This is a genomic window from Polyangiaceae bacterium (assembly GCA_020633205.1).
Classification (GTDB): Bacteria; Myxococcota_A; Polyangia; order Polyangiales; family Polyangiaceae; genus JAHBVY01.
Window position 1 is genome coordinate 1,187,983 of the sequence record JACKEB010000010.1, and the last position, 16,451, is coordinate 1,204,433.

Consider the following 16,451-nt stretch of genomic DNA (forward strand, 5'->3'; position numbering starts at 1 on the left):
CTGCACTTCAGAGCGAAGAGCCGTCGATTTCGGCGTTGTCCGGCAGCTCCAAGTAGCGCCGAAGCCACCGGACCAAGACGTAGAACGGGAGCGTGTCGAGCAGGGCGGCGACCATCTTGAACAGGTAGTTCGATACCAAGAGGCCAAGCAGCGTCTTGAGCGCCATGTCGCCGCGGAGGAAAGCCGCGCCGAAGGTAACGCCTATGACCATCGTGGCGTCCACGAGTTGGCTCACCAACGTCGAGCCGTTGTTGCGCAGCCACAGGTGCCGGCCCCGCGTCAGCTTCTTCCAGAAATGAAACAAGTAAACATCACAGAACTGTGCAGCCATGTAGGCCAGCATCGAAGCGAAGACCGCACCACTCGTACACGAGTAGATCAACGTGTAGAGTTCGACACTGCCCTCCGCCTTGTTTCCGTCCGGTAAGAAAACCGGCTGCGAGAGCTGAAGCGTTTGCCAAGGCGCCTGGACGTCTGGAGGCACCGAAGCCGCCTGGTGCCCGAGCCACATCACGCCAATCACCAGTACGTTCACCCCAAGACCAACCCACACGACCCAGTTCGCGCGACGTTGACCGTAGAGTTCGCTGATCAAATCCGTACACAGGAACGTCAACGGGTACGGCAGAACACCGACCGCCAGCGCCAATGGTCCGAGCTGGATGAAGCGAGTGATGCTGATGATGTTCAGCATCGCCATCGCCCCGAGGAACACCCCGGCGAGGATCAGAAACACGCGCTCCCGACGCGTCCAGCGCTCGATCAGGTGTTGCGGGACGTCGTGAACTTCACTCTCGATGCCTTCGCCGACTGCCATGCTCGCCGGAGCATAGTGTCAGCTCGCCTAGCGCGCCGAAAAACGTGCGCGATCGCTCACTGACAGGGGCTGTCGATGGTCTCTGGAGCGCGCACCGTGGCCGTGCCGGTCTTCAGGTAGGTCTCGAAAAAGCAGCCGTATTGGTGCTTCACGGCATCGAGCTGTCCATAGATGGCGTGAGGGTCGTAGATGCCATCACCCTCGTACTGCACCACGACGCCCGTATAGGGCGTACCGTCCTCACTCACGCGATTGCCGGTCACGGGGTAGTCGGCGAAACCCTCGAAACCTCCGACAGCGAGAGACGTCTGCATCTCCGGCCAGATCGTATCCCCGGCTTGTTGGTTTCCGTAGGCCAGGCTGAAGGCGTCGTATATCTTTGTGGAAAAGTAACTATCGCCCTTACCTGCGGGTTCGTAGATCGATCGCACTGGATGGCCGTCGAGGTGACGTCGAGCCAGACGTGGCGTGTAGACCATGGGCTCCACCGCCTCCCAACCGGTCTGAAGGATTTGCAGGGTGGGATGCAAGTGATCGAGCACCTCGGAAGAACCCAGAAGGACGCCCGCTAGCCGATCTAGGTCCTTCACCAGATCCGTTTCCTCGATGAACAGGCTCCAGAAGCCACCGGCGCCGGTTGGCACTACCGCCTCGATCCGTGGCTCCACGGCGCCGATCATGTTTGTGTACATGCCGCCCATCGACTGCCCCATTGCGAGGACGGGCTTGGTGGCAAAGTGGTAGCTCGCCTCTCCGCTGGGCAGGCTCAGGCCGGTGCAGCCGGCGACCAGATCGGGGGTGATCTCGAGCTTGCTCAGCGCCTCGAGATAGAGGCGCTGCTCGATCACCCCCTGGCGGAAGGTGTCCCGCATCGCGGCCAGGTTCTTGAAGTTCAGGTACTCGATGTCGCTCGCCCCTGGCAGACGATCGGGACTCAGTGGATGCGACGAACCCACGGTGGCGAAGCCATGGGGAGCAAGCACGAACGCAGGCCCTTCTCCCTTGGTCGTCTCGCCTCCGATCTCAGTGACCTTGCCGCGGTCGACGACTTGCCCGGCAATGCCACCCGAGCCGTGGAAGTACATCACCAGGGGATAACCCCCAGCAGGCATCGGCTGCTTCGGCAACGTGATGACGATCTTGGCTGTTTCCTTGCGCTGCTCGACAGGCATCCCGTCAGCACCAAACTCGAACAGGCCTTCGGTATCGAATGGCGGGGTGCCCTGTTGGAACTGCGGAAAGTCGACGGTGCCGATGATCTCGCAGAAGCGATCGTGGCTAGCCCCATCATCGGGATCGACCTCGAGATTCTCCAGCGTGACGTCGTACTTCTCGAGCACGCGCTCGCTCAAGTCGAAGGTCTCCTTCACCACGTCGCCGGTGGTGAACACCGTTGCGGCAGCCACGGCACCCTTGTCCACCCCGAGCGTCTTCAAGGTGTCCCAGAGGGGCGCGTACTGCGCGGCTAGACCCTCCATCCCCTCGGGATCCTCTCCAAACTTCAGCTTCTCGAATTCGAGGGGCGAGCCCAGGGGCGCGCCGGTCGCGTCCCCCAGTCCACGCATCACCACAAACGCGTAGCTGCGCTCTGGATTGAGCACCACTCCAGGAAAGCTAGCCACGGCGAGCAAGTTCTCCGGAACGTAGATATCCGGATTCGGCAGCTTCGCGATGGTTGGGAACAGCTTGCCCCGCTCCGGAGAGGCCGGGTCGATGTCGACGAGCAGGATACTTGAAGACGTATCCGCAGGGATCACATCTTGTACCCGAGGCGCCGTGATGGGCGCGTCGAAGTGGAAGTAGGCTACGGGGACAGTGGGAAACCCCGGGTGTTCCCCAGCGATCTTCACCAAGCTCGACAGGATCCCCTTTTCAGCGGGGTTCGGAAAGTTGGCGATATCGGGCGAACCATTGGGTCCGAGCCGCGCATCCGCCGGATAAGGAAAGTCATAGAAGGCCTCTCCGTGAGATGCTTGAAGATCAAACCTCACGGAAACACCTGGCACAGCCTTGGCCTTCGGAGCCTCGGCTTCATCATCCGAGGAGCAGCCACCAGCGGTAGCCATCAGAGCACACACCAGCACCGAGCCGAACAGGCTCTGACGAGTCCAGCGACGCAACTTCATACTGTTTCGTAGTCCTAAGCCGTGGTTCTTGCCTGCTCGCTTCTGAGAGCCGTGTTGTGGCTAGCGAACAGGAGCACCAAGCATACCCACAAGACGGTGCCCACGGCGAGGTGTGTCACCTGCATGTAGCCGGGCGCTGACAGCGCGATGTTGACCACCCCAACACAGACCTGGAGCGCAAGCAGCGCTTTGACGCGACGTGCCCAGGTAGCCGATTGAACGTGGAAGCGCGCGCTGGTCCGACCCGCGCTGCCAGAGCCGCCAGCACTAACAGCCTGGGGGCGGTCGCCGTCGCCTCGAGCAGCTTCCCTGCCCGCTATCGCTGACTGACCCCCCTGCTCGTGCCCGTCCCCTGCGTCTTGAAAGCGACCCATGAGCCACCAAATGGCCGCTGCCAGCAGCACGGCGCTGATCGGGTGAGCAATCCGCAACCGCTCCAGGAAGTGATTGCCTTGCAAGCGCTCCGCCAGCGCCGCGCCCTCCTGAACGGGATACAGCGTGTCGCCGAGCGCCGTGACAGCTCCCAGCATCGAAACCAGCACCACACCCAACATGAGCATGAGCAGCCGCCGTCCATCGGAATCCACCGCACGGATCCGCAGCTCTCTCGTGGCGGCGCTCCCCGCCGTCCAAGCGGTAAGGGCCATCGCTCCCATGAGCAAGCTGGTGCTGATGAGGTGCACCGCCATGAACCCAGCGCGGGACACCGATGCGTTGGCACCCACCAACTCGAGGAGCACCAAGCTCGCCCCAACCAGCGCCTCCACCACCATCAACAGCACGCTCAGCGCTGCGTATCGACGCGTGGCATGGCCGCGCTCGAAGCGCACGACGGCCCACACCCAAAGCGAGATCACGATGGGCAAGCACAACCCCGAGGTGATGCGATGAGTGAACTCGATCAGCGTCTCGACGCTCTTGGGCATGTGGGCGATCTCGCCGTGACAGGTGGGCCAATGCTGACCACAACCCGCGCCCGAACCGGTGATGCGCACCACCGCGCCAAACAACACGACGAACAACGTGTACACCACGCCTGCCCAGGCGACCTTGGCGAAGCGCCCGCTCGGGGTCGTCGGAGCGACAGCAGGCGTCGCTTGCATCGGCAGCGTGGTCATTGCGAAAGCCGATCTAGCGCCGTCCGCTGACAAACTCCAACGCGGCCGCGGTTTTCGTCCCCCGACACCACTGTATGCGACGACACGTCGCGGAGCCGGCTCCCCCAACCGCTCTGGCGTCGCGCGCGGCTTGCACTGGGTGCGCGCTCCAGCTCATGCTTGAGCTGGTGCTTGGTGAGCTTGGAAGATCGCGCCAAAGGCGGCGCCGTGGGTCGCGCGCTGCCCGCGCCCTGAGCGTGATGGCTGCGGCAGGCTGCTCAGTCAGCTGTCTCTTGAGCTTCGACGGGCTCACCGGAGGCGAAGCGGGGAGCAGCGGGTCGGCTGGCGCAGGTGGCAACGGCGGCGCCAGCGGGAACGCGGGCGCAGGGAACGCAGGCGGCAGCACAGGCGCCACTGCCGGAACCGGCGCGGGCGGTTCCGCAGGGAATGCATCCGGAGGAAACAGCAGCGCCGGCAGCGGTGGAGACGCGGGCAGCGCCGGGAGTGCGACCGGAGGCAGCAGCGGTGCGTGTAGTACTCCGACCTGCAAATGCTGCGGAGACGGCGGCGCCGCGGTGTGCACGGACCCGGTCGAGACCTTGCTAGGCACCAGCGTGGGCAAAGCGCGTGGTCGCGTCGCTGCACTCGGTGAGGTGGTCTACTGGACCCGTCAACCGGACGCGCTCATGCGTCGACTCCCCGGTGGCAAGCCTGAGGAGCTGGTGAGTGCAAACTATCCAGAGGCGGTGGTAGCCGAGAACAACTGGCTAGCCTGGAGCGACTCCGCCGGCCTCTATCGTTGCCGCGCGGATAATTGCCAAAGCACAGCAACGCGGTTCATCAGCGCCTTGGACGTCAACGAGCGCCAGGTGCTGGCGCTCCAGAATGGAATGCTGTACTGGCTCGTCGGCACGGGCGACCTCGGGCGCCGACTGGTGCACTGCGATCTAGCAAGCTGCTCGAGCGGAAACGAACAGACCGTCAGCAATGGTCGGGACTCCGTGCGTGGCATCGCGGCCAACTCCACCCATGTGTTTTGGACGGAAGAAGGCGGAGCAATCTTCCGCCTGCCCCTCGGCACCTCGAATGACGCCCCCGCACCGTTCTTGGACAGCAGAGATCATCCATCCAGCATCGTCGTCAGCGAGACGCAGCTGTTTTGGACGGAAGAAGGCGACCCGGGCAGCCTCTACTACTGCGACATCGCGAGTTGCACACCCACTCCCATCGCGCCGAACACCACGCTCCAGCACCCAATCCGCGCTCCCGCCGGTCTTGCGAGCGACGGTCAGCGCATCTACTGGACCAACCTGCTCAGCGACAGCGTGATGAGCTGCCCGCTGCCCGGGTGTTCCAGCGCAGAAACACCCGAGCTCGTCGCCACCGGTCAGATCACGCCGAACGGCGTCGCCGTGGGGAGCACCTGTGCCATCTGGCACGCCGTGGAGAACGGCGACGGCGCCGTCTGGGTGAAGCCCAAACGCCCTTGAGCCTTCAAAACGCCGTGGAGAACACACCCACCGCCCCGCCAGGAGTCGGGGTGAGCCCTGCACGGCTCGTCGGTGCTCGGTCGGCGCTTGGACGATCCAAACCAATCCAAACCGCCGCGCCGATCGCTACCACGGCAACTCCAAACGAGACGTTGGAGATGAGCCATTTGGAGCGAGCACTATCCACGTCGGACTCAGTACAAGAGGGTTTGCAGCCATCGAGGTCATCTCGCTCCGACTTCGCCTGAAAGCCGAAGTAGGCGTAGCTGCCGAGCGCGAGCACGCCAACCCCGCCCAGCACCCACGTCAGGGTCGGTACGCCCGCGTCCCCGTCCTCGAGGCCGACACCACGTGGAGGAGTTCCGCCGGGCTCGGCGAGTGGCTGGAGCACCACGTCGACCAAGCGCGCCTGCTCACCCTCGCGTACGACGATCTCCAGGGATTGGGACTCGAAGCCTGCGCGCTCGAAATGAAAGACGCGCTTTCCCGGGTCCATCACTACCGCATTTCCGTCCAGCGTTTGCCCTGCTCTAGCTTCATCCAGGCGCAGCTGAACCTCCCCAACATCGTTTCCCTCGGGATCGCGGACGCGCAGCACCACGCTGGGTAGACGGTGCTGCACATCACTCAGCCACGCCACGCAGTCCTTCTGCACGAGGGCAGGACAAGCTTGGTTGGAGCAGGTGACGAAACTCTCGCGGGCGGACTTCAGCTCTCCGGAGTCCCGCTCGCGTTGGCCCCGCTCAGAAGCGTCGAGGCACTGGTCCACGCTGACGCCGGCGCCGCGCGCCCAATCACAAGTCAGAGCGAGCACAGCCACAACGCCAAAGTTCAGAGCCGCTCGCTGAGCCTCAAGCCGCGGCACCTTGGACCGACGCCCCATGTTCCGAGGATGCGCTAGAAGCACTCGCGCTTGTAAACTTTGTGACCCTGAGCGTCGATCACGAAGGGCTGGGCGCACGAATTCGCCACCGGTGACTTAGCCGCCTTGGCCTTCGGTCTCACCCAGCGACGCTTGGCGGTGCCCCGCTTTGTCTTCTCTAGCTTCAGGTCGCTAACGTCCAGCGTTGCTTCCGTGTCCTCGTCGGAACCACGGACGATCACGGGCGCGACGTTGACGGGGGAACTCGCCACTGGCTGTTCTGTTTTCCCTGCGGCAAGATCGAGTTCCGCCGCGGCGACGTCGAATTGCGCCGCAGTCGCGCCCTCGGGGCCCGCCGCACCGGCAGCGGGTGGTGCATTCGTAGTGAAGCGTTGTGCCGCGCCCGCGCCAATGCCGACCAATAGCATCACCGCGGCAGCGGCGACCCACCACGCGGGACGCTTTGTTGAGCGCCCAAGCTCATGGATCTCCGTAGACCCCGCCCACTCACCGCTTTGGCTCGCTGACGCGAAGCCCTGGGGGTGGCTGGCGGGCAAACCGCCCGAGAGCTGCGCACTGGCTGCTGGGGCCGTCAGCGGAGCGACCGAACTTACGGGAGCGCTCACGCGACTCTCGGCCGCGTCCTGAGGCAAGAGTTCCGTAGCGCCAGGCCCCGTGTAGCGTCGCGGCGGCATATGCGGCGCGGACAACGTCGGCCCAAGGCCCATGCGTGTCGAGTCGCGCTCGATGGGGAGCGCCTGCCCCGACTTCACCTGCGCGATCAGCTCCGGGTTGGTGCCGTCGACGTCCCACAGGCTACTCCGGCCATCGCTGCGCTCGATCGCGAGGATCTCCAAAGAACGCTTCTCCAGCGTTTCACGCGCCAGCGACTGCATCCACTCGGAAACGACGCTAGTGGCGGCAGGTGGCGCAGCGCGTTCAACGGCGCGGGCGAACTCCAGCGCATCGCAGAAGCGGTCGGAAGGATCTTCCTCCAGCGCCATCAACACCACGCGGTCTAGCGCCCGCAGGCGATCCAGATCGGAAGACGAACCCTCTGCTCGGCTCACCCTCGCGCTTGGCGCGTCGCTAACCGGGTCGACGGATTTCAAGATCGCTGGGGAGTCTTCACCAGCGAACAGTCGCTCCCCGGTCAGCAGCTCCCAAAGCACGACCCCCGCCGCATACACGTCAGCGCGGCGATCCAGCCGCTCACCGTATAGCTGCTCCGGGGGCATGTAGGCGATCTTGCCTTTGATGTAGCCGTCCTGGGTGCAATGGCTGCGGCCAACGGCCTTCGCGATCCCGAAGTCCAGTACGCGGGGCACACCGTCCATCCCCACGATGATGTTGTGGGGTGAGATGTCACGATGCACCAACTTCAGCGGCACCCCGCGAGCATCCGTCGCCTCATGGGCCGCGTGGAGTCCTTGGAGCGTGCCGATCATGATCGCCGAGGCGATCGCCGGGGGCACTCGCCGCTGGACCACGCTGTTGCGCGCGTTGCGGTGCAGGATGAGCCGATCCAGGGTCTCGCCATGGATGTACTCGAGCACCAGAAAGAGCTCACCGTCGCTTTGCACGACGTCCAGCGTGGACACCACGTTCGGGTGTTGAATCCGGGAGGCAACGCGAGCTTCGTCTGTGAACATGTCGACGAAGCTCGGGTCCATGGCGTACTGCGGGTGCAACCGCTTGATGGCCACGGTGCGCTCGAACCCAACGGCACCCTTCAACCGCCCAAGATGGACGGTCGCCATCCCGCCGTGCGCGATGTTGCCGTAGATTGAGTAACGCCCGAGCTCGCTCATGGATCCCAGCTGTGCGGTCCGCCGCTGTGGGCGGGGCTCACCAGGGTCGAGTTCACGTCCTTGTGAACTCCGACCGCTTCCTCGTCAGCCAACCGTCCTGACCTAGAAGCTCCTCGAATATAGGGGATTTTGAAAGGTCAGTCACATTCGGCCGAGGCCCAAACCACGAGATCCGTCCTACATCGGCGCCATGACCAGGCGTCCTCCCCCTCCCTCTGGCGAGCATTTCCACACCCATTGGGGGAGGGCGACGCGCTTTCACAACTGAAACGAAATCGACAACGCCAAAGAGCGAAAACGTCGCGCAGGGTTAGACACGCGTTCCGGATCCAGAAGCCGCGACAAACGGCATGCGTCACCGCGAGACCTGCAGCGAACGCGCGTTTGGTGAACGCTTCCACCAGCTCGCAGCCTTCGGCGGAGTCGACGCTCAGTGCCTCCCAACCGACGACAAACATCCGTTCGGACTGTTAGGCCCGTGCGCCGGAGGCAACGCTCGCGCGTACCTCTCGGGGCGTACCCCGGTCCCACTCACCCGTCCTCTTGCCAGATCCTGGACGCCGCGGCCCAGGGCCGGATCAGCGCAAGCAGCTCAAGAGCAGCACCTCAAGAGCGCAGCAGGTCAGCTCGAGTTTTGGGTTTGGGGGGAGGGAGCGCTGGGGCGCGCCGGCTAGCCGATAGGTGTTTCCGCGCGACAATCACTGCGAAGTCGCCGGACGCGCGGCACGGCCAGTGCTCAGCGTGAGATCTGCACGCGGTGACTGCCGGGAGCAAGCTTCACGTGCAACGTACCGCCGACCGCGGAGTCGAAAAACCAACCCGACGCGGAGCTCTCGAGCTCTTCGAGGCTCGAGAGCGCCGCGAGCGCGGAGCCATCGGCGACCACCCCGCTTGGCACAGCGCCAAACGCGATCAGCTCGAAGAGCGTCCCCAGCTTGAACTCCGCACCGTCGCTCGTCGTCAGCTCCACCGCCCCGTCGTCTTGCTCAGCTACGCCAAGCTCCGCCCCGTCGAAGACGGCAAAGGTGGTTGCTTCACCGGCGACGACGCGCGCGTACAGCACACCCGGCGTGGTTGCGTACGAGTCCACCTCCGCTGGCAACGTGGTGGGCGCCATGGTGTCGATGGTGGGGCGCAACATCGGCACCACACCGCCCTCGCGGACGTACACGGGGATCTGTCCCAGAGGCGCGTCCACGCTGACCGTTGTTCCTCCTTCCTGCACGGCTCCCGTCCACCAGTTCACCCAGCGTCCCGCAGGGAATGTGACCTCTCGCGAGCGCGCGTCGCGATCCACGACGGGAGCCACCAAGATTGAATCCCCGAGGAGATAGATGTCGTTGGGATGGCGGGCGAGCTCGGGGTAAGCCAGGCCTAGTGGGCGAGCGATGGGGCGCCCACTAACCTTGAGGTCCTGCGCGTAGGTCCAGAGATAAGGGAACAGCCGCAGGTGGATGCGAGTGTAGACGCGATACCAATCGAGCATCTCCTGGTCGAAACCCGGACCGCCGTTGGGATCCCAAGCGACCGAGTTCGTGCTGGTGCCGATCTGCATCACCGGTGAGAACGCGGTTTGCTCGAACCAGCGCGTGAACAGTTCCTTGTCCGGCGGTGAGTGCTTATAGCCACCGGTATCCGACGCAAAGAAGGGAAAGCCGGACGCGCCCAGGCTGAGCCCAGCGACGATGCTCGCGGGTAGCCCGCCGACGCCCCTCACGGTCGTGCCGTTGTCGTCGAAGGGCTCCGCGTGTTTGTGGAACGTGGCGTCGAGATCCCCCGGCCAGATCACATTGACGTTCACTTGATCGCCGGCGGTGCCACCACGACAGATCAAGAAGCCGCCATCTTCGGGGAGCGTCTCCGCGTAGACGCGATGATAGAAACGCTGATAGCCGGCGTGCATCGTGCGCTCATCACTGCCATCAGCGAAGACCCACTCGTTGCGCGCGTTGGTCAAGCCGGGCACGATGTCTTCGGCGTAGTCGAGCTTGTAGCCCTCGATCCCCATCGCCTTGTACTTGCCGATTTGTTGTTGCCACCAGGCATAGGCATCGGGGTTCGTGAAGTCGATGGGACGGCCCCACTTGTTCAGCAACAAGCCGGATTTCACCGGATAGTAGCCACCAGCATCCGCCTCAGCGCGTAGCGCCGCTGTCTCCGCGGCGCCGTCTTTCTCATCTAGGTAGGGCGTATGCCACAGTGCCATACGGAAACCGAGCGCGTGCGCCTCGTCGATCATCGCTTGGGCATCCGGGAACTGCGAAGGCAAGAAGTCGAAAGTGTTGACCGCCGTGGCATAGGGCCGGTCTATCCACATCCCGCTGGTCGCCAGGTCGAGGTCACGAATCGTCTGAGCGTCCGCGAGGAACTCCGCTTGGTCCTTGTTTTCGTCGCGCCAAACCCAAGGGCCCAGTGCCCAGCGAGCAGGCACCGACGGGTACCCGGTGACGTCGTAATAGAACTTGGTGACATCGAGCGGGTGCCGCGCCCCAAAGAGATGGAACCTGAGCCCCTCGGCTGAGCCGAAGCCGGTGCCAAAGGCAGCCTCCACCAGATCAGGCTCTGCTGCGTCGGCCGCGACCGCGAAAGCACCCGGGCGATCGGACTCGACGTACAGGCCCCAGCCACTGGTGCCCGTCAAGAAAGGCACGGGAACATGGGCCTCGTAGTACCCGCTCTCGATGCTCGCATCGACTTCGATCTGCATCGGGCGGACCTTGCCGCGGTGATTGACGTCATCGAAGTACTCTCCCAAACCGTAGAAGCCTTCTTCGGCATTTCCCCGCGGACGCAGGCGAAAGAAGGCAATAGGCGACCCGGGGTCCTCTGGCTTCCACAACGCCGAGAAGCGACCAGGCGCCGGCGCCTCGATCACCAGACTGCCCCGCTTGCCTTCTGGGTAGCTGAGCTCCAGCGTCAGACTGTTTTCGTCCTGGGCCGACACGCGCATTTCCTCGGGGGAAATCCAAGTCGTATCCGCCGGGGCATACAGCGCGTGTGGGACGTAGAATCGATAGGGATCGTAGTTGAAGTCTTCGAGCGCGGAGACCATGCCCCACTGAAAGGCGTCCTTGGGCAGACGCAGCAAGCGCGTGCCTCCGTCAGACAACTCGAGCTCGTCGCCGGTGAACGTGATGCTCAGATCACCGGAGTCGAGCTCTGGATCCCTGGGCGAGTCGCTCGCCGGCTCATCCGAACCGCAGCCCACCAGAGCGACCGCCCAGATCGCGCCCATCACACCCAAAGCAAAGCTACGCTGGCTCATGAGATCCCCGGAATGGCTGCGCTTTTGCAGCCGAACAACCATTCGTTTACCACACAGCTGCGGCGCGCGGAGGTCCCGCTGGATCCGCCGGATCCGACTTGAAGCCGCTTCAGCGGATCCAGGGGATCCCAAAGCCCGCATGACGCGGCGAGCCGAAAACCGCGAGCACGCTAAAGGCGCCGCTTTCTCGAGGGAAATCGATCATCGGCGTGGCGCAGCGCGATCGCCAGCGTTTGGCATATCCCGTGCTGAAAGGGGAACCCATGCAAACCCTCTCCCGACGTCGATTGCTCGCAGGAGCAGGCGCATCGCTGATTGCAGCCCCGTTCGTCAGCATGCTCAGCGGCTCCGCTCGCGCGGACACAAGTAAGACCGCCAAGCGCCTCGCCATCTTCTTCTCTCCGAATGGAACCGTGCTCAAGCACTGGCGCCCGACCGGCAGCGGCAAGAACTTCGACTTCGCCAGTGGCTCCATCCTAGAGCCGCTCCAGAGCCTGAAGCAGAAGCTGGTGATCTGCGACGGCATCGACTTCAAGAACGCCAGCAATCACGAAGGCGGTATGGCAGCGATGCTGACCGGCGGAGGCGACGCAAGCTCTCAAAGCAAGGGCATGAGCGTCGATCAGTACGTCGCGCAGGCAATCGGCAAAGACAGCCGCTTCGCTTCGCTCGAGCTCGGCGTACAAACGTCGGCTTGGGGTGGCAACGTACAGACCCGCATGAGCTACAGCGGGCCCGGCCAGTTCGTTCCTCCCGACGACAGCCCCACGAGCACATTCTCGAGACTCTTCGGAGACGTCAGCGCCACTCCATCGGACCTCGATCGAGTCCAGAAGCGACGCCAGAGCGTGCTGGACCTGGTGCGTGGAGAGCTCGGCGATTTGCGCAAACGCGTGGGCGGCATCGAAGCCCAGAAGCTCGACGCACACCTCGAGGCATTGCGCTCCGTGGAGAAGGGTGTTCAAGGACCTGGGAGCTGCACGCCGAGCTCCACACCCGAAGCCTTGGATCCGTACGGAGGCGCCGACTTCCCGGCGCTCGCGAAGCAACAGATGGACCTGCTGGTCACCGCCTTCTCCTGCGGCATGACGAACGTCGGCAGCATCCAGATGTCCCACACCGTTGGGCCGCCGGTGTTCAGCTGGCTGGGGCTCTCGGAGGGGCACCACTCGCTCTCCCACATGGACGACAGCAACACCCAAGGCGTCGCTGACTTCGTGACGGCGGAGCGCTGGTTCGCCGAGCAATTTGCCTACTTCTTGAGTGCTCTCGATAACCTCCCGGAACCAACGGGCGACGGAACGCTGCTCGACAACACACTGGTCGTCTGGGCGAAGGAGCTCGGCGACAGCCGACTCCACGAGTGCGTGAACGTGCCCTTCATCTTGGCGGGCGGTGGCGGGCGCTTCGAGCTTGGCCGCTACCTCAAGTTCGACTCTGAGCCCCACACGAAGCTCCTGGTGAGCATCTGTCAGGCGCTCGGGCTGGACAACCAAACCTTCGGCGACGCCTCGAGCGGCACCGGTCCACTGGAGGGCCTGGCGTGATGGCGCAGCATTCGAAGCACCGCCGTGCCAGTCGTCGCCTGCTGTGGCTACTCGCGAGCATTGGGCTCGTGCTTGCCGCTGCGTGTAGCAAGGAAGAGCCCCTCGGGAGCTTGCCTGGCTCCGGCGCTGGATGCCCGGGAGATCTCGAGTACTTCGAGCAGAACGTCTGGAATCCGATCCTCAGCGTGAAGTGCATCGGCTGTCACAACAGCGATGGCATCGCCAACAAGACGCGGATGGTGCTCGACCCCCCAGAGGTCGAAGGCTACCTCGAACATAATTTCCGCACAGTTAAAGCGCTCGCGGAGGTAACCAAGGGCGGCACGCCGGTGCTCCTGCTGCGCCCCACCGGGAAGTACCCCTCTGGGCACTCCGGTGGCACGCTGTTCAGCGACGAGAGCACCTACTACAAGGACCTCCAGACCTTCATCTCCCGCGTCACCCTGGGAGAGAAGTGCGATCAGGGATCATCGAAGGTACAATGCGCCGATAAGCAGCCGTCGCCCGGGCGACGCCAGCTGCGACGGCTCACCCGCAAGGAGTACGACGCGAGCGTCCGCGACTTGCTCGGCATCGAGTCGACCTTCGGCGAAAAGTTCGCACCGGATGTGGTCGTGGACGGCTTCGACAACAACGCCGGCGCGCTCAGTGTAAGCGCGCTACTGGCAGACCAGCTGCGGGACGCCGCCGAACAGCTCGCGGCCACGGCCATGCAGAGCGCCGCTTTGGATCGCTACTCCGACCCGAGCTGCGATCCGAAGCGCAGCGCGCCGTTGTGTGCCCAAGCCGTGATCGAAGACTTCGGTCTGCACGCGTTCAGGCGCCCGCTGACCGACAGCGAAGTCACGCGCTACATCTCGCTCTTCGACGCGGGCTACGCAGACCCCGAGCCAGAGGCCGACGCATACGACAGCGGGCTCGAGCTGGTGCTAACCGCAATGCTGCAGTCACCCGGCTTCTTGTATCGCTTGGAGTTGGGGAGCGAGGGCGCCGATGGACTGTTCGAGCTCGACGGCTACGAAGTCGCAACGGAGCTGGCCTACTTGATCTGGGGAACGACTCCGGACGACGAGTTGCTCACCCAAGCAGCAAGCGGGGCCTTGGATACGCCGGAAGGCATCAAGCTCCAGGCAACGCGCCTCCTGAGCGATGAACGCGCGTTGACAGGCTACACGCGCTTCGTCGACCAATGGCTCGGCCTCACTCAGCTCGACACGGTCCAGAAGGACCCAGCGACCTACCCGGAGCTGGATGCCAATATCCGCGCGGCACTCGCTGAAGAGACCCGAGAGTTCATTCGCTACGTACTCGAAGAGAAGGACGGGCGCCTGGATGAGCTGCTCACGGCGCCGTATAGCTTCCTCTCCCCGGAGCTAGCGACCTACTACGGCGTGTCGGCAACGGGCGGCGCTGGCTTCAGCCAAGTGGACTTCGCCGACGGTCAGCACGCGGGACTACTCACTCAGGGCAGCGTGCTCGTGACGCACTCGATGGCCAACAGCTCATCGCCCATCCATCGGGGCAAGCTCGTGCGTGAGCGCCTGCTGTGTCAGAAACTCTCCCCCCCACCCCCGAACATCGTGGTGGAAGTCCCTCCGGTGGATCCCAACGCCTCGAACCGCGAGCGCTTCAGCGTCCACTCGGCGAACGAACCGTGCAAGAGCTGTCACCGCCTGATCGATCCGATCGGCTTCGGCTTCGAGCATTTCGATGGTATCGGACGCTTCCAAGCGGACGACCGCGGTTTCCCTATCGACACGAAGGGCGAAATCCTGGCGACGGATAACACGGACACGACCTTCGAGGGGGTGCCGGAGCTTGGAGCCATCCTCGCGGATAGTCCCGATGTGCAGAGCTGTGTCGCGCTGCAGTGGTATCGCTGGGGCTATGCCCAGGAGGAGACCGACGAGACCACGTGCACCGCGGAGGCGTTCGCTGATCGCTTCGCCGCGAATGAACTGCGACTGCCCGAGCTGATCCTCGCGCTGGTCGAGGCGACGCATTTCCGCACGCGAACTCTGGAGGCTGGCGTGGATGAGCCAGTGGATCCTGGAAACGGGAGTGGAGGCAGCGGTAACATCGGCACCGGCGGCTCTGGGTCCGGAGGCTCCGGCAACGCCGGGACCGGTGGCGCTGCCAGCGGTGGCTCAGGCTCTGGAGGCTCTAGCCCAGTGAGCAGCGACGTGAGCATCGAGGACAAGCTCGACAGCCAGTGGGAGAGCGGGAGTTGCCACACGGTAAATGTCACGAACACCGGCAGCGCCGACGTCACCTGGACCATCGAGATCGACGTCGCCGGCACGCTGGACAACTACTGGAACGCAGTCGCCACGCCGAGCGGGAGCAAGACCCGATTCAGTGGTGTCGACTACAACCGCACGCTGGCACCTGGGGAAGTCGCGAGCTTCGGCTACTGCAAGACGAACTAAGCGCCCATCCTCGCAAAGCAAAGGCCCCGCACTCAGAAGAGTGCGGGGCTTCGTTTCATGAGCTGAAGCGGGCTCAGTTGCAACGCCAGCTGTCGTTCAGGCAAATGCAGCCGCCACCCATGTACCCGCAGAACGTGTTCGCAGGCACAGCACTGCAGTCGTCGTTGTTCATCGGGCGATCCGTGGGGCAATCGCTGGAGTTCGTCCCACCACCGCAGGTCCAGATGTTGTTGCCAGGGCCAGGCGGGTTGATGCAGCTGCAACGGGTACTCGAGAAGTCGCAGGCGAGACCAACGGTGTCGCACTGATCGCCGTTCGACGGTTGAGTCCCTGGGCAGCTGCCGCAAGACCACTCCGCCATCTGCTGTCCGCCGCCGCCACCCGTGCGCTGACACGAGCACTGATTCCCTCCGTAGCTGCAGCTGATGCCTTGATCGGTGCAACTGTCGCCATCGCTAGGCTCCGTGCCGGGACACATCGCGCAGTTCCAGGTCAGGCCGTTCGGGCCACCCCCTGCACAAGCACAGCTGTTCTGACCGTAGTTGCACGTCAGGTTGAACTGCATGCACGTATCGCCGTCGCTGGGCTCCGCCGTGGGGCAGTTCGTCGGGTTCCCGCCGGAGCCACCGGTTCCGCCTGTCGCGCCTCCACTGCCGCCGGTCGCTGCGCCGGCGCTACCCGCTGTTCCGCTGCCACCCGTCGCGCCCGCGCCCGCTGAGCCACCGCTCGTCCCGCCGCTACCGGCGCTGCTGCCGCCACTGCCTGCGTTGCCCGCGCTGCTGCCGCCCGTGCCACCGCTAGCTGCGTTGCCGCCCGTGCCACCGCTGCCGTTGTTCTCACGGCCTGCAGTATCGGTTTCGCTGTCGCCGCCACACGCGGTCATCAATCCAACGCTGGCGCCCAATGCGACCACACCCAACCAAGTCAAGCTCCTCATTACCCATCCTCCTTTGTGCGCGACGCTCGCGCGCCCGGCAGGTTACGTCTGCGTGAGTGGGGGTGTCAGC

At 64.2% G+C, this 16,451-nt stretch carries 10 protein-coding genes; 3 read left to right on the forward strand and 7 right to left on the reverse strand.

Translation table 11 applies throughout. The annotated features are described in order from the left end of the window. Positions 1 to 7 precede the first annotated feature (7 nt). The 3 genes from H6718_05005 to H6718_05015 are packed head-to-tail and all read right to left on the reverse strand — an operon-like array spanning position 8 to position 4,061. Positions 8 to 817 carry a queuosine precursor transporter gene (locus tag H6718_05005; protein MCB9584730.1) on the reverse strand — a complete coding sequence of 270 codons (810 nt, stop codon included), beginning with the start codon at positions 815 to 817 and terminating at the stop codon, positions 8 to 10. 56 nt (positions 818 to 873) lie between these two features. After that, complete coding sequence (locus H6718_05010; protein ID MCB9584731.1) at positions 874 to 2,943, reverse strand: hypothetical protein; 2,070 nt, start codon at positions 2,941 to 2,943, stop codon at positions 874 to 876. Between the two features lie 14 nt (positions 2,944 to 2,957). After that, positions 2,958 to 4,061, reverse strand: coding sequence for a COX15/CtaA family protein (locus H6718_05015; protein ID MCB9584732.1), 1,104 nt, complete (start codon positions 4,059 to 4,061; stop codon positions 2,958 to 2,960). Positions 4,062 to 4,300: 239 nt separating this feature from the next. Here H6718_05015 and H6718_05020 point away from each other — a divergent pair, with 239 nt between their 5' ends. Further along, positions 4,301 to 5,530, forward strand: coding sequence for a hypothetical protein (locus tag H6718_05020; protein MCB9584733.1), 1,230 nt, complete (start codon positions 4,301 to 4,303; stop codon positions 5,528 to 5,530). A gap of 4 nt (positions 5,531 to 5,534) precedes the next feature. Here the strand turns inward: H6718_05020 and H6718_05025 are convergent, their stop codons facing one another. The 3 genes from H6718_05025 to H6718_05035 form a co-directional block, all read right to left on the reverse strand. Beyond that, on the reverse strand, positions 5,535 to 6,413 hold the full coding sequence (locus H6718_05025; protein MCB9584734.1) for a hypothetical protein: 879 nt from the start codon (positions 6,411 to 6,413) through the stop codon (positions 5,535 to 5,537). A 14-nt stretch (positions 6,414 to 6,427) separates the two neighbouring features. Beyond that, positions 6,428 to 8,203, reverse strand: a complete 1,776-nt coding sequence (locus H6718_05030; GenBank protein ID MCB9584735.1) for a serine/threonine protein kinase — start codon at positions 8,201 to 8,203, stop codon at positions 6,428 to 6,430. A 736-nt stretch (positions 8,204 to 8,939) separates the two neighbouring features. Further along, positions 8,940 to 11,468, reverse strand: coding sequence for a glycoside hydrolase family 31 protein (locus H6718_05035; protein MCB9584736.1), 2,529 nt, complete (start codon positions 11,466 to 11,468; stop codon positions 8,940 to 8,942). A gap of 263 nt (positions 11,469 to 11,731) precedes the next feature. On the opposite strand from H6718_05035, the gene H6718_05040 reads away from it, so the two are divergent. After that, positions 11,732 to 13,015, forward strand: coding sequence for a DUF1552 domain-containing protein (locus H6718_05040; GenBank protein MCB9584737.1), 1,284 nt, complete (start codon positions 11,732 to 11,734; stop codon positions 13,013 to 13,015). Further along, entirely contained in the window at positions 13,015 to 15,444 is a 2,430-nt protein-coding gene (locus tag H6718_05045) for a DUF1592 domain-containing protein (GenBank protein ID MCB9584738.1), read from the forward strand. The genes H6718_05040 and H6718_05045 overlap by 1 nt, the downstream gene beginning before the upstream one ends. 73 nt (positions 15,445 to 15,517) lie before the next feature. Here H6718_05045 and H6718_05050 read toward each other — a convergent pair whose 3' ends face one another. Beyond that, entirely contained in the window at positions 15,518 to 16,381 is an 864-nt protein-coding gene (locus H6718_05050; protein ID MCB9584739.1) for a hypothetical protein, read from the reverse strand. Positions 16,382 to 16,451: the final 70 nt, after the last annotated feature.

Excerpts from the sequence above, each read along its gene's own strand:
- H6718_05030 (MCB9584735.1), bottom strand. The coding sequence starts at position 8,203 with ATGAGCGAGCTCGGGCGTTACTCAATCTACGGCAACATCGCGCACGGC.
- H6718_05010 (MCB9584731.1), bottom strand. The coding sequence starts at position 2,943 with ATGAAGTTGCGTCGCTGGACTCGTCAGAGCCTGTTCGGCTCGGTGCTG.
- H6718_05005 (MCB9584730.1), bottom strand. The coding sequence starts at position 817 with ATGGCAGTCGGCGAAGGCATCGAGAGTGAAGTTCACGACGTCCCGCAA.
- H6718_05035 (MCB9584736.1), bottom strand. The coding sequence starts at position 11,468 with ATGAGCCAGCGTAGCTTTGCTTTGGGTGTGATGGGCGCGATCTGGGCG.
- H6718_05025 (MCB9584734.1), bottom strand. The coding sequence starts at position 6,413 with ATGGGGCGTCGGTCCAAGGTGCCGCGGCTTGAGGCTCAGCGAGCGGCT.
- H6718_05015 (MCB9584732.1), bottom strand. The coding sequence starts at position 4,061 with ATGACCACGCTGCCGATGCAAGCGACGCCTGCTGTCGCTCCGACGACC.
- H6718_05045 (MCB9584738.1), top strand. The coding sequence starts at position 13,015 with ATGGCGCAGCATTCGAAGCACCGCCGTGCCAGTCGTCGCCTGCTGTGG.
- H6718_05040 (MCB9584737.1), top strand. The coding sequence starts at position 11,732 with ATGCAAACCCTCTCCCGACGTCGATTGCTCGCAGGAGCAGGCGCATCG.
- H6718_05020 (MCB9584733.1), top strand. The coding sequence starts at position 4,301 with ATGGCTGCGGCAGGCTGCTCAGTCAGCTGTCTCTTGAGCTTCGACGGG.
- H6718_05050 (MCB9584739.1), bottom strand. The coding sequence starts at position 16,381 with ATGAGGAGCTTGACTTGGTTGGGTGTGGTCGCATTGGGCGCCAGCGTT.